13 protein-coding genes and 1 tRNA gene are annotated in these 13,591 nt (G+C 43.7%); 10 read left to right on the top strand and 4 right to left on the bottom strand.

Annotated elements, in window-relative coordinates; genetic code table 11:
- Window positions 1-9 precede the first annotated feature (9 nt).
- Both dapE and prmB read left to right on the top strand, forming a co-directional pair.
- Window positions 10-1,167 (top strand): succinyl-diaminopimelate desuccinylase, encoded by a 1,158-nt coding sequence (dapE, locus tag GQ367_RS04205; protein ID WP_371818552.1) that lies wholly within the window; start codon window positions 10-12, stop codon window positions 1,165-1,167.
- Between the two features lie 23 nt (window positions 1,168-1,190).
- The gene (prmB, locus tag GQ367_RS04200; protein WP_215291764.1) at window positions 1,191-2,072 is read left to right on the top strand and encodes a 50S ribosomal protein L3 N(5)-glutamine methyltransferase; all 882 of its coding nucleotides are present in this window, start codon (window positions 1,191-1,193) and stop codon (window positions 2,070-2,072) included.
- 20 nt (window positions 2,073-2,092) lie between these two features.
- Here prmB and radA read toward each other — a convergent pair whose 3' ends face one another.
- The 4 genes from radA to GQ367_RS04180 form a co-directional block, all read right to left on the bottom strand.
- Entirely contained in the window at window positions 2,093-3,457 is a 1,365-nt protein-coding gene (gene radA / locus GQ367_RS04195; protein ID WP_089516619.1) for a DNA repair protein RadA, read from the bottom strand.
- Window positions 3,457-3,951, bottom strand: a complete 495-nt coding sequence (locus GQ367_RS04190) for a hypothetical protein (RefSeq protein WP_215291762.1) — start codon at window positions 3,949-3,951, stop codon at window positions 3,457-3,459. The genes radA and GQ367_RS04190 overlap by 1 nt, the downstream gene beginning before the upstream one ends.
- A gap of 42 nt (window positions 3,952-3,993) precedes the next feature.
- Entirely contained in the window at window positions 3,994-5,895 is a 1,902-nt protein-coding gene (locus GQ367_RS04185; protein WP_251370228.1) for a potassium transporter Kup, read from the bottom strand.
- A 112-nt stretch (window positions 5,896-6,007) separates the two neighbouring features.
- Window positions 6,008-6,958: an MBL fold metallo-hydrolase gene (locus GQ367_RS04180; RefSeq protein ID WP_215291758.1), complete on the bottom strand. Its 951-nt coding sequence runs from the start codon at window positions 6,956-6,958 to the stop codon at window positions 6,008-6,010.
- Between the two features lie 139 nt (window positions 6,959-7,097).
- Between GQ367_RS04180 and GQ367_RS04175 the strand changes: the two genes are divergently transcribed.
- From GQ367_RS04175 to GQ367_RS04140, 8 genes are all read left to right on the top strand, one after another.
- A tRNA-Met gene (locus GQ367_RS04175) sits at window positions 7,098-7,174 on the top strand.
- A gap of 92 nt (window positions 7,175-7,266) precedes the next feature.
- Window positions 7,267-7,818, top strand: coding sequence for a peptidylprolyl isomerase (locus tag GQ367_RS04170; RefSeq protein ID WP_215291756.1), 552 nt, complete (start codon window positions 7,267-7,269; stop codon window positions 7,816-7,818).
- A gap of 3 nt (window positions 7,819-7,821) precedes the next feature.
- Window positions 7,822-9,645: an aminodeoxychorismate synthase component I gene (pabB, locus tag GQ367_RS04165; protein WP_215291754.1), complete on the top strand. Its 1,824-nt coding sequence runs from the start codon at window positions 7,822-7,824 to the stop codon at window positions 9,643-9,645.
- Window positions 9,646-9,659: 14 nt separating this feature from the next.
- Complete coding sequence (locus tag GQ367_RS04160) at window positions 9,660-10,232, top strand: NUDIX hydrolase (protein ID WP_215291752.1); 573 nt, start codon at window positions 9,660-9,662, stop codon at window positions 10,230-10,232.
- A 5-nt stretch (window positions 10,233-10,237) separates the two neighbouring features.
- On the top strand, window positions 10,238-10,978 hold the full coding sequence (gene aat, locus GQ367_RS04155; protein WP_215291750.1) for a leucyl/phenylalanyl-tRNA--protein transferase: 741 nt from the start codon (window positions 10,238-10,240) through the stop codon (window positions 10,976-10,978).
- A complete protein-coding gene (locus GQ367_RS04150) occupies window positions 10,975-11,712 on the top strand; it encodes an arginyltransferase (RefSeq protein WP_215291749.1) in 738 nt (245 codons plus the stop codon). Before aat ends, GQ367_RS04150 begins: the two co-directional genes overlap by 4 nt.
- A gap of 21 nt (window positions 11,713-11,733) precedes the next feature.
- The gene (locus GQ367_RS04145; protein ID WP_215291747.1) at window positions 11,734-12,768 is read left to right on the top strand and encodes a quinone-dependent dihydroorotate dehydrogenase; all 1,035 of its coding nucleotides are present in this window, start codon (window positions 11,734-11,736) and stop codon (window positions 12,766-12,768) included.
- A gap of 52 nt (window positions 12,769-12,820) precedes the next feature.
- The gene (locus GQ367_RS04140; protein WP_215291745.1) at window positions 12,821-13,591 is read left to right on the top strand and encodes an IclR family transcriptional regulator; all 771 of its coding nucleotides are present in this window, start codon (window positions 12,821-12,823) and stop codon (window positions 13,589-13,591) included.

Raw genomic sequence — 13,591 nt, 5'->3', positions numbered from 1 at the left:
AGATTAATCGTGACTACAAACTCAACCTTATTCTTAACAGAACAACTGATTTCTCAGAATTCTGTAACGCCTGCCGATGGTGGCTGCCAAGACCTAATTGCCAATAGACTCAAAGCGATTGGTTTTGAATGCGAAACCATGATGAGTGGTCCTGATCACTTCAGGGTGACCAATTTATGGGCCGTTAAAAGAGGCAGTCTGGGTAAAACAGGGTCACTGTTGAGCTTTGCTGGTCACACTGATGTGGTGCCAACGGGTCCACTTGATAAGTGGTCTTCAAATCCATTTCAACCAACTCAGCAAGATGGTTTTTTATATGGTCGCGGTTCCGCAGATATGAAGACTTCATTGGCTGCTTTTGTGGTGGCCACTGAAGAGTTTGTAGCACAACATCCTGATCACAAAGGCTCAATTGCCTTTTTATTGACCAGCGATGAAGAGGGTCCAGCGCACGATGGCACCGTGATTGTTTGTAATGAATTAAAGAAACGTGGTGAACGTTTAGATTACTGCGTGGTCGGTGAGCCAACCTCGGTTGATCAATTAGGAGACACGATCAAAAATGGTCGTCGTGGTTCTTTGTCTGGCAAATTAAAAGTGATTGGTGTTCAAGGTCATATTGCCTATCCTCATTTGGCAAAAAATCCGATTCACTTATTGGCTCCTGCTCTTGCTGAACTTGCTAGCGTTACTTGGGATCAGGGGAATGCTCACTTCCAACCAACCGCATGGCAAGTTTCTAACATCCATGCAGGAACTGGTGCCACCAATATTATTCCAAGCGAGGTAGTGGTTGATTTCAATTTCCGTTTCTCAACTGAAAATACAGCTGACAAACTAAAAGAGAAACTCGAAGCAATCCTTAAAAAGCATCAATTGAATTACACGATCGAATGGAATTTGAGTGGTGAGCCATTTTTGACGCAACCAGGCGAGCTGTCTCAAGCCATGCAAGCATCCATTCAGGCCGTAACAAATGTGGCCGCAGAGCTTTCCACAACTGGCGGCACCAGCGATGCTCGCTTTATTGCAAAGATCTGCCCTCAAGTAGTTGAATTTGGACCGCGTAATGCCACCATTCATCAAATCAACGAACGTGTTGAGCTTGCCGATATCGAGCCACTTAAAAATATTTACAAAGGTGTTTTAGAAAAGTTAATTGCTTAAGCTTTAACTTATTCAACACATTCATGAATACTGATTTAACTTTAGAAGTTTGTTGGCAAGAGCTGACCGAGAAATTAGATCTCGCTGGATTGAATTATGGTCATGGCGCCATTGATGCGCAAAGCGAAGCTCTTTGGATCATTGCAACAGCATTAGGATTTCCTCCTGAAGACGCTGCAGAAGCTCTAGACACACCAATCACCCCTGAATTGCTCACCCAAATCAATGCTTGGGCTCTTGAGCGCATCACCAGCCGCAAACCTTTGGCCTACATCTTGGGTGAAGCTTGGTTGATGGGCATTCCATTCTATTGCGATGAACGCAGCATCGTACCGCGCTCATTCATTGCAGAGTTAATTGTCGATGGTCACTTAGAGCCTTGGTTACCTCCAAGCGCCAAAGTCTTAGACCTTTGCACTGGCAATGGCTCATTGGCGATTTTGATGGCTCTATCTTGCCCAGATGTAGAAGTATCAGGATCTGATATCAGCATGCAAGCCTTGTCATTGGCAGCTAAGAATATTGACCGCCACAATCTCAGTGAACAAATCGAGATTCACCAAGGTGATTTATTTGAATCCTTGCCCTCACCCAATGAAGAAAATTTATTTGATTTGATCATTTGCAATCCACCGTATGTAAATGCAACATCGATGGCCAACCTTCCACCTGAATATCACGCTGAACCAGAAATATCTTTGGCCGGTGGAGTTGATGGGATGGACATCGTTCGAAAAATCATTGCGAATGCCAAAGATTATTTAAAACCTGATGGCGCTTTGGTGATTGAGATTGGGAATGAAGCTAAAAACTTCTCCGATGCATTTCCTGAGATCCCAGTCACATGGCTAGAAGTTTCTGCCGGCGACGATCAGGTCTTACTGATTCAAGCAGAAGACCTTTAATCTAAAAAACTATAGATTCGTCACTCTAGATTTCTGGCGGCTTGAATGGCCTGATCAATTCGATCAACAGCAAAAATAGTTAAGCCAGGTATGTTTGTTTTAGGGGCATTGGCCTTAGGAACGATGGCCTGCTTAAAGCCTAACTTGGCAGCTTCTTTGAGACGCTCCTGACCTCTTGGACATGGTCTGATTTCTCCAGCCAAACCAACCTCACCAAAGACAATTAAATTCTTTGGCAATGCTTTATTTTTCATGGATGACTGGATAGCTAATAAAACTGCCAAGTCAGCTGCTGGCTCGGTGATTTTTACACCACCTACCGCATTCAAGAAGACATCTTGATCAAAACAAGCAATGCCTGCATGACGATGAAGTACGGCTAAAAGCATGGCCAAACGGTGTTGCTCTAAACCTAAAGCCAATCTGCGTGGATTGGGAACATGGGCTGCATCCACCAATGCTTGAATCTCAACCAACAATGGTCGACTGCCCTCTTGCGTCACCAACACACAAGAACCAGGAACGATTTGATCGTGCTGCGACAAGAATAAAGCTGATGGATTCGCCACACCTTTAAGACCTTTATCGGTCATGGCAAAAACACCCAATTCATTCACAGCACCAAAACGGTTTTTAAAGGCTCGAACCAACCTAAACGATGAGTGCGTATCGCCTTCAAAATACAAAACTGTGTCAACGATGTGTTCTAAGACTCTAGGGCCTGCCAAATTACCTTCTTTGGTGACATGGCCCACCATGATCATGCAAACACCTGTTGTTTTGGCCAAGCGTGTCAGTTGGGCTGCGCATTCTTTGACCTGAGCCACTGAACCAGGAGCTGAACTCAAAGCTTCTGAATAAACGGTTTGTATCGAATCAACAACAACCACAGTAGGTCTGGCTGATTCAATGGTCGCCAATAATTTTTCTAGCTGGATTTCTGCCAATACTTCTAGATCAGGAGCCTGTATTCCCAAGCGCTTTGCTCTCAAAGCAATTTGCGCGCCGGACTCTTCCCCGCTGATGTAAAGAACAGAATCACCTCTAGCACTCATTGCTGCGAGCGCTTGCAAAAGCAAAGTGGATTTACCAATACCAGGGTCTCCACCAATCAATGCAACACCACCAGTGACCAAACCACCACCCAACACCCGATCAAACTCATCAACACCTGTGCTGATGCGCGGTAAATCCTCAGCTTCTATAACGGATAGTTTTTGTTTTGGTGCAGCTTTTGCCAAGCTTTGAAAGCGATTAGTTGAAGGCTTGTCTTCCACAGTTTCTTCCATGGAATTCCAAGCCTCGCAGTTGGGACACTGCCCCTGCCACTTGGCTGATAGACCTCCACAAGCCTGGCAAACATAAACAGATTTAATTTTCGCCATTAGAGCGGATTGGCCTTTTTATTTTCTTGAGCACGCTTTTCTGAATCAGCACGTTTTTTCACAAGATCTTCTTCGCGTTTGGTTTGATCCAACTGTTTTTGCTCATAATTTTTAACATTATCAGCGCGCTGCTTTGCCTTGGCAGGATCGTTGCGATCCTTAATTCTTTGTTCATCCTGCTCATCTTTGATCATGGATTTAAGAACACGTTCTCTTTCACGCATTGGAATCTCTTGAGCACGAATTTCTTTGATTTCTTGACGATGTTCTAAACGAGCTTTTTCAAGACAGCGGGTCGTGAAAAATTTGTCGTAACAATCATGCTGTTTTTTCTCTAAGCGGTATTTAGCCCAATCTTTTTGAAGATTAAGATTACTTTGACTCTTTTCGATTTCCGTAAGCTCAGCAAGCTCTGCTGGACCGGCAAAAGATGTCACTGTCAGCAATGACAATGAGGTGAAAAAGACGCCAAGTGAAATTCTGTAATAGCTCATAAGCCTAAGGATAAAGCCATTAGCGTTTTATGCCTAAAAAACTTAAATTTCTATCTTGGCACCGAGCTCCACCACCCTATTGGTTGGGATTTGGAAGAAGTCTGAGGGTTTTGCGGCATTTTGGAACATCCAAGCAAACAACCTTTGACGCCACAAAGCCATTCCTGGCAACTTTGAAGACACAACCGTATCCCGAGCCAAGAAGAAGGATGTTTCCATCAAATCAAACTTCAGTTGATATTGAGCCTCAATCAGCGCCAATACTTTGTTGATGTCTGGCGTTTCCTTAAACCCGTGCACTGAGCGAACCAAATAAACTTGACCACCCATGTCTTTGAGCGTTAGACGCTCTTCATCATTCACATAAGGGACATCCCAAATACTTAACTTCAAGAAGAAAACGCGCTCATGCAAGACACGATTGTGTTTGAGGTTATGTAGCATCGCCACAGGAACATAATCGATGTGAGCCGTTAAAAAGACTCCCGTGCCTTCAACTCGATGAGGTGGATGAGCCAATAGTCCAGCGACGAATGGTTCTAATGGAATAGATTCATTAACAATGCGATCGCGCAGTAATTTTCTACCCTTGTACCAAGTCATGAGACAAGTGAAACAAATCACACCAATCAACAATGGGTACCAACCACCATCTTTTAACTTGATCAAGTTGGCAGTCCAGAATGTCAAATCAATCACCAAGAAAGCTGCGATCAAACAAGCAATGACGATAGGATTAAGGTGCCACTCACGACGCATCACGATCGCCAAAAGAATGGTGGTGATCAACATGGTGGTGGTGACTGATATGCCGTAAGCTGCTGCCAAATTACCTGATTCTCTAAACTCAATCACGGTGAATAGCACCATGATCAAGAGTGACCAATTCACTACTGGAATGTAAATCTGACCTCTCTCGTTATCAGAGGTATGACGAATACCCATGCGAGGCAAGAAGCCTAAAAGAATGGCTTGGTTTGCCAATGAGAATGCTCCTGAGATAACAGCCTGAGATGCAATCACAGTGGCGGCTGTTGCTAAGCCCACCATCGGCCACAGGGCCCACTCAGGCACCATCAAGTAAAAAGGATTTTTAATGGCCTCAGGGTTGGATAAGAGCAAAGCGCCCTGACCAAAGTAATTCATCAGCAAACTTGGCAAGACTAAAAATAACCAAGCGTAACGAATCGGGCGACGACCGAAATGGCCCATATCTAGATAAAGAGCCTCTACACCAGTAACCACCAAAACCACTGAACCCATGACGATGAATGCCATCAAGGTATGTTCGCCAATAAAGCTGATGGCGTACATTGGGTTAATGGCATTGAAGATTTCAGGCGCTTTGATGACGTTATAAAGGCCCAAGGCTGCCAGTGAAATGAACCATGCAATGGTGATAGGACCAAACAACTTACCAACGGCTGCCGTGCCATATTTCTGAATCACGAACAATGCGAACAAAATGGTGACGGTGATTGGAATCACAAAACGCTTCATTTCGGGCGTGGCAATTTCTAAACCTTCCACTGCTGACAAAACAGAGATGGCTGGCGTTATGACAGATTCACCATAGAGCATGCAAGCACCGAACATGCCTAACATCATCACTGTTAAATATGATTTACTACCTGACTGAAGTGATCGAAGTGCTAATGCCATCAAAGACAACACGCCACCCTCACCTTTATTGTCTGCCCTCATCACAAAGTGAACATATTTGAAGGTCACCACTAACAAGATTGCCCAGAACATCATTGAAATGATGCCAAATACGGCCATTTGACTGAATGGGATGCCATGACTTGGGCTGAATGATTCCTTCAGCGCATACAAAGGGCTTGTGCCAATGTCACCAAAAACAACGCCAATAGCTGCAATAGCCAAAGCTGCAGTACTGCCTTTATGGTGGCCATCCTGGCCATGAAGCTCAACTGGCTTCAACAAAGACGATTGTGAATTTTCCGGATTACTGATGGACACCAGTCACTCCCTGATAAATGATGTTTTTATTATATGCCGACCATATTGCGACGCAACATTAATTAAGCCCAAACTATGACTTATCCAGCCAATGGCAAATTCCAAGCGCATTGAGCTCTAAATCAATCTTAAGAAATTCAGTGATTTCAGCAGCGGTAAGTTTGCAATTCATTGTTTTTAAATGATTTATATGAATCTTGGCCATTCCATCCTTTAGCATTGCGTGACGATTAGCATCATCTTTTAATTGTTTCGCTAAAACAACAATTTCATCCAATTGTTCTAAAAAAAGACCTTTTAAGCGCTCAACACCATTGATTCGGCTGAAATGGGTCGGAAATAGACAATCAGGCTTCAGAGCTGAAATTCGCAAAACTGAGTCCTTCAGAGCCTCAGGATCAAACTGAATTGGGGTTGTGGTCGGCATGATGAAGGCGCCTTCAGCCGTATCAAACTCTCTATATGAAAGACCAAACGTGTCGCCGGTGAAAACACCCCGACTAATAGGATCCCAAATGGCGATATGGTGCTTGGCATGGCCAGGTGTATCTAAACAATGAAGTGTTCTGCCACCCAAATGAATTTGATGACCCTCACCCACTTCTACAACTCTGGCAGCATCAACTGGCAACAATTGGCCATAGGATTGCTCAACGATCTCTTCTCCATAAACACCTACTGCTCCTGCTCTAAGAGCACTCGGGTCAATCATGTGTCTAGCACCGCGGGGGTGAACAAGTAACTGAGCTTGATCACAAGCTCTCATCATTTCACCGGCACCACCAGCATGATCAAGATGAACATGAGTCAAAGCAATGTATTTGACCTGCTGGGTCTTTAAGCCAAGCTCATCCAGGGTCGTTAAAAATCTGGGGATAGAGTAATTGGTACCCACGTCGATGAAGGCAACTTCATCACCATCAATCACCATATAACTGGCATCAAACTGCTCTCTTACAAATCCAGTGTCAACACAGTAAATGCCAGGAGCGACTAATTGGGCATAAGTCAGATGTTTTTGCATGTGCGGATTTTCACATAACAAATATGAGAAATAAGCTACTTAGTCTAATTTTTTCTTTAAAAGACATGGGATTACTGGATAGAAAGCCAGGTTCTCCTTGCTATTTAGGGTTTAACCTGATATAGTTTCATTCTTCAGACGCGGGGTGGAGCAGTCTGGCAGCTCGTCGGGCTCATAACCCGAAGGTCATAGGTTCAAATCCTATCCCCGCAACCAAATTTATAAAGCCCTTCATGCACTTGAGGGGCTTTTTTATTACCTCAATATATTTGGCATACTTAGACTTTCCAATAAAACTGACTCATTCCATGAAAAAACTATTAGCCGCTCTTCTCCTGACTGCATCAACTCTTAGCATTGCAGGTCCCAAGGTTGAATTCAAAACAAGCATGGGTGACTTCGTTGTTGAACTGAATCCTGAAAAAGCACCAAAGACAGTTGAGAATTTCTTGGGCTATGTGAACAGTGGTTTTTATAACGGCACGATTTTTCATCGCGTGATCAACAACTTCATGGTGCAAGGCGGTGGGTTTACTCCTGACATGCAACAGAAACCAACCAAGGCCCCAATTCCGCTTGAATCAAATAATGGCTTGAGCAATGTGGTTTATTCAATTGCGATGGCAAGAACCAATGTCCCTGATTCTGCAACTGCACAGTTTTTTGTGAACGTTGTGAACAATAAGAACTTGGATTTCCCTCGTCCAGATGGTCATGGTTATGCCGTGTTTGGCATGGTGATCAAAGGCACAGAAACGATCGACAAGATCAAGGCTGTGAGCACTGTAAGTAAGCGTCCTTTTGCAGATGTGCCAAGCACAACCATTGTGATCAATAGCGCTAAAGTTATAGGCAAGTAATCGATGGCTGACTTTGAGCATCTCTCTTGCACCATCTTGCTCGATGATGCTCAAAGCTCAAGCAATAATCCAAGTAGCAGGCTGTATCAGTCTCCGTTAAAGAACATACAAGCAAGCAATGCTGGCAATCTTGATGCAGCACTCGCAGAAATTGAACAAGCCATTCATAATCAGTATCACGTAGTTACTTGTTTCAGTTATGAGCTTGGCGAATACCTTTTAGGTTTAACACCAAAAAAATCTAAGACACCTTGGGTGCAAGCTTGGGTTTTTAAAGATGTTCAAAAGCTCAGCAAAGAGCAAGTGAGTCAATGGCTCAAAGCTGAACTCATTCCATCAGTTAATCAAGCAGCCGATCAGCCGCCTATTACGAACACCAGCAATAGCATCACTCAAGAACAATTTGAAGAAGATATTTCTAAGATTCAAGAGTGGATCAAGGCTGGCGATACATATCAAGTCAATCACACCTACCGAATCAATGGCCAATTGAACGGCTCACCGCTCAAAGCCTACGAGATACTCAGACAAAAACAACCAGGTCCTTACGGTGCCTATATAGATCATCCAAATGGCTGGGTCTTATCTTGCTCCCCTGAATGGTTTTTACAGAAATCAAATAACACCTTGATGACCAAGCCCATGAAAGGCACGGCAAAGGTTGGCGAGAGCAGCTCTGAAGAGCTTCATGATGATGCTAAAAATCGTGCTGAAAATGTCATGATTGTTGATTTACTCCGCAACGATTTAAGCAAAATATCGATGCCAGGCACAGTTAAAGTGCCCAATTTATTTGAAGTGCAGCAGCATGGTGATGTTTTACAAATGACATCAACCATCAGCTCAAAATCTAAAGAAAATTTAAGACTCAAAGAATTACTTCTTGCTATTTTTCCATGTGGTTCCGTCACAGGAGCCCCCAAGAAGAGAACGATGGAGTTGATTCAATCTTTAGAGTCAGCACCAAGGAATCTTTACTGTGGCGCTATTGCCTGGTTTGATCCGAGCTCAGAAGCTGGATTAGGTGACCTTGGGATGAGCGTTGTGATCAGAACCTTGGAGCTTGCAAAGGATCAAAGTTTTCAAATGGGCGTTGGCGGTGGCATCACCATTGATTCTGAAAGCGCGGATGAATGGCATGAGTGCCAAACCAAAGCTGGATTTTTATACGCCTTACAAGATCAATCTGAACCCATTGGATTATTCGAAACAATTCGCATAGAACAAGGACAAGCCTGTCACATGGACATGCACCTTGAACGAATCTTCAAATCTGCTATCGAATTAAAAATTCAATTTGATTCAAACAAAGCGATTCATTTGATACAAGAGACTTGTTCACAGCTTGATGCTAATTTAATACACAGACTTCGCTTAGATTTATCAGCAGAAGGACTACTCAGCGTCAAAACAGCTGTGATTCAGAATCTTGATCCAGGCCCTGTTCTTTGGGCCAGTGATCTTTTAGCAACTGATACAACGATGTCTTCCACTGATCAATTATTGGGACACAAAGTGACGCGCCGCAAACTGTATGACCAAGCGTGGCTAGCAGCTGAAAAATTGGGTGCCTTTGATGCTTTATTCATGAACGAACAAGGGTTTGTGACTGAAGGCGGCAGATCAAATATCTTTATCAAAAAAGATGGTCAATGGCTAACACCCCCGCTTTTATCTGGATGCTTACCTGGAGTGATGAGATCAATCATCTTGAAGGATCAAAACTACAAAGCAATTGAGCAAAATATCACTCGTTTCGATGTCTTGAATGCCGAAGAATTGATTTTCACCAATGCCTTGCGTGGCATCGTGAAAACCACAAATTAAACGATAATGATGCAATGAATTACTGCCCAAAATGCGGTTCAACCGTGACCTTGAAAACTCCTCTCGACGACACGAGGGAGAGGCACGTTTGTTCAGACTGCGCAACCATTCATTATGAAAACCCACGCAACGTGGTGGGCACTATTCCAGTTTGGCAAGATAAAGTCCTTTTGTGTAAAAGAGCCATACAGCCAAGGCTTGGCTACTGGACCTTACCCGCAGGCTTTCTAGAAGTTGGAGAAAGCACCGAGGATGGCGCTAAACGAGAAACGCTTGAAGAGGCAGGTGCAAGCGTTGAAATCGGCCCTTTGTTTTCTTTGTTGAATGTCACACACGTTGAACAGGTTCATTTATTCTATTTAGCAAAACTCATGGAGCCTAAATATCAAGCTGGAGTTGAAAGTTTAGAAGTCGAATTGTTTGCCGAAAAAGATATTCCATGGGATGACTTGGCATTTCCAACGGTTCGAAAAACGCTTGAATGGTATTTTCAGGATAAAAACTCTGGTCGCCTTAATCAGGCAGATAAGATTGCGACTCATCTGGATGATGTTGGCTACGATGAACGCATTGATCGGAAATATTGATCAACATGGGTCTCTCCTGGCTCCAACCGAATGATCCATTTCCATCACCTTGGAGTGATGCCGACCCCGATCCAGAAGTTCCTGGTCTATTAGCCATCAGTGAAGAGATCAGCGCAGAGCAATTACTGCGTGCCTATCAACAAGGAATCTTCCCTTGGTACTCAGATGGGCAACCCATTTTGTGGTGGTCGCCAAATCCAAGAATGGTGCTTAAACCGAAAAACTTCAAAATCAGCAAGAATTTCAAAAAAGAAATTAAGAATGTCTTGATCGATCAGGATTGGCAAGTAAAGGTCGATGATGATTTTCATGCGACCATTCTGTCCTGTGCAACACAATCTAGATCAGGTCAAGATGGCACATGGATCACACACGCCATCATGCATGCCTACGGCCAATTACATGAGCAAGGCAATGCACACAGCATTGAAGTTTTCCATCAAGGTCAACGTGTTGGCGGTTTGTATTGCGTTAATTTAGGTCAAATGGTTTTTGGTGAATCTATGTTTTCTCAAAAAACAGGAGCCTCAAAGATTGCTCTTGCAAGCCTATGCGCCTGGGCGATTGCCCAAGACATCGAGATGATTGACTGCCAGCAAGAAACAGCACATTTGAGTTCATTGGGTGGATATCCGATTCCACGCACAGAATTTTTAAACCATGTGCGCGAGAAAACTACTGCAATTAATCCCATTTGGAGTTTTAATAAGAGTGTTTTGCAACATTGGCTAAGCCAACCGGCATGAGTAAATTAAAAGAACTCCCCTTCACCACCCTTCAGTTCTATGCAACTGCTCCCTATGAGTGCAGTTACTTAGCGCATCATCAAGCACGTTCTCAAGTAGCAACGCCTACTCATTTGATCCATGCTGATGTTTATGGTGAATTAGTCGCGAGTGGTTTTCGTCGCAGTGGTTTATACACTTATCGACCTTACTGTGATGGCTGTAAAGCATGCATCGCCTGTCGCGTTGATGTTGAACGCTTCAAACCCAAGCGATATCAACAACGAGCATTTAAAAAACATCAGAATCTTGAAGTAAAAATTGGTCATTTAGAATTTTTTCAAGAACACTACGATCTCTACATGTCCTACCAACATGATCGCCATCTTCATGGCGGCATGGATGCCGATGATCAAGATCAATACAAACAGTTTTTACTGCAAAGTAAAGTGAACAGTCGCATGATTGAATTCAGAGATGGCCCTGATGGTGAAGAGCCAGGCAAGTTAAGGATTGTCAGCATCATTGATATTGTTCAAAGTGGCTTGTCTTCCGTGTACACCTTCTTTGATACAAGTGTTCCAAGCGCCAGTTATGGAACATTCACGATCATGTGGCAAATAGAACAAACCAAAAAACTTCAGTTACCCTACTTGTACTTGGGCTACTACATTGAAGAAAGCCCTAAAATGTCATACAAAGCACAGTTTGAACCATTAGAAATATTGGTCAACGATGTGTGGCAACGCAATTAATTACCTAAAGATCCAACACTGATGAATCTCTACCCTCTCGTCAAGCCTTGTTTATTTGCCATGGACCCTGAACGTGCGCATAACTTGACTTTGAACACCCTCGATAAAGTACACGCTCTTGGCTTGGGCTTTTTATCGCAAGAAAAGATTGCTCGCGATGAACGAACTTTTTGCGGCTTAAAAATACCCAACCCCGTCGGTCTTGCTGCAGGATTGGATAAAGACGGTAAACACATTGATGCTTTGGCTGATTTGGGTTTTGGTTTTATAGAAATTGGCACAGTGACTCCTAAAGCGCAAGCTGGCAATCCCTTACCAAGAATGTTTCGCCTTCCAGAAGTATCAGGCTTGATCAATCGCATGGGATTTAACAATGATGGCGTAGACGCATGTGTGTCACGCGTGAGGAAATCTGATTTTTGGCAAAGTGGCGGAGTATTAGGTTTAAACATTGGCAAAAATGCCACGACTCCAATTGAATCAGCTGCTGATGACTATCTCATTTGCATGAGAAAGGTGTACGACATTGCCTCCTACATCACAGTCAATATTTCATCACCAAACACAAAGAATCTAAGACAGTTGCAAGGTGCTGATGAATTAAGTTCATTGTTAAGCGCGATTGCCGAAGAAAAAAAGGTACTGAGCGACCTGCACAAGAAAGAAGTTCCGCTCTTCCTAAAAATAGCTCCAGATTTGGACTTGGATCAGATTCAGACCATCGCAGAATTGCTGATCAAAAATAAGATTGATGCCGTGATTGCGACCAACACCACCATTGCCCGTGATTTAGTGGCGCACTTACCGTTTGGTAATGAAGCAGGTGGTCTTTCCGGGGCACCAGTCAAAGGTTCTTCCGATCATGTGATCCAAGAGCTGCACCGCACCCTTCAGGGTCAAGTCCCCATTATTGGCGTCGGCGGAATCATGTCTGGCCAAGACGCCAAAGACAAGATCAATGCAGGTGCCAGCCTGGTCCAACTCTATAGTGGCTTGATTTATAAAGGTCCTAAGCTGGTTTCTGACTGCGCAAAGGCTTTAAAAGGCGGATTTTAAGCTTCTCTTTTCATAATGTGCAATTTGGCACATTTAGGGCTAAAATGGCGGCATGACAAGCAGAACAGCTATCCAGGTTTTGGACCGCATGATGAGTCTTCTGGATGCCCTCGCAGATAGTGACGAAGCCCAGAGTCTTAAAAGACTGTCTGAGCTAACTGATTTGCACCCTTCTACTGCTCACCGAATTTTGAATGACATGGTTGCCTGCCGCTTAGTTGAGCGTGCAGACAGTGGCACCTATCGCTTAGGTTTAAAACTTCTTGAATTAGGTAATTTGGTGAAGGCTCGACTATCTGTCAGGGATGCTGCTCAATTACCAATGAGAGCCTTGCATAAGCTCACAGGTCAAACAGTTAACCTGTCTGTTCGACAAGGTGATGAAATTGTTTATATCGATCGTGCCTATAGTGAGAGATCAGGCATGCAAGTGGTTCGCGCCATCGGTGGCAGAGCCCCACTTCATTTAACTTCAGTCGGTAAACTTTTCTTGGCTGATGATGATTCTGTGAAGTTGAAAAATTATGTGAGTAAAACAGGCTTGAATGGCCATACTCAAAATAGTATCAACGATTTGGCACAGTTAGAAAAAGAATTAGATTTGGTAAAAAGTGTTGGGCATGCCCGAGATGATGAAGAATTAGAATTGGGTGTTAGTTGTATGGCTGCAGCCATTTTGGATGACACTGGCAAATTAGTTGCCGGTCTATCTTTATCAGCACCCACTGAGCGCATGCAAGATGAATGGCTCAAGTCACTCAAAGATACTGCGATGCAGATCTCAAAAAGCTTGGGCTACAAACCAAGCCTTAAGTCCTCTTAA

Origin of the sequence: Polynucleobacter sp. MWH-CaK5 (assembly GCF_018687615.1) — a bacterium.
GTDB lineage: Bacteria > Pseudomonadota > Gammaproteobacteria > Burkholderiales > Burkholderiaceae > Polynucleobacter.
Note: the sequence above shows the minus strand (reverse complement) of the source record. Positions and strands in the feature narration are given on the sequence as shown.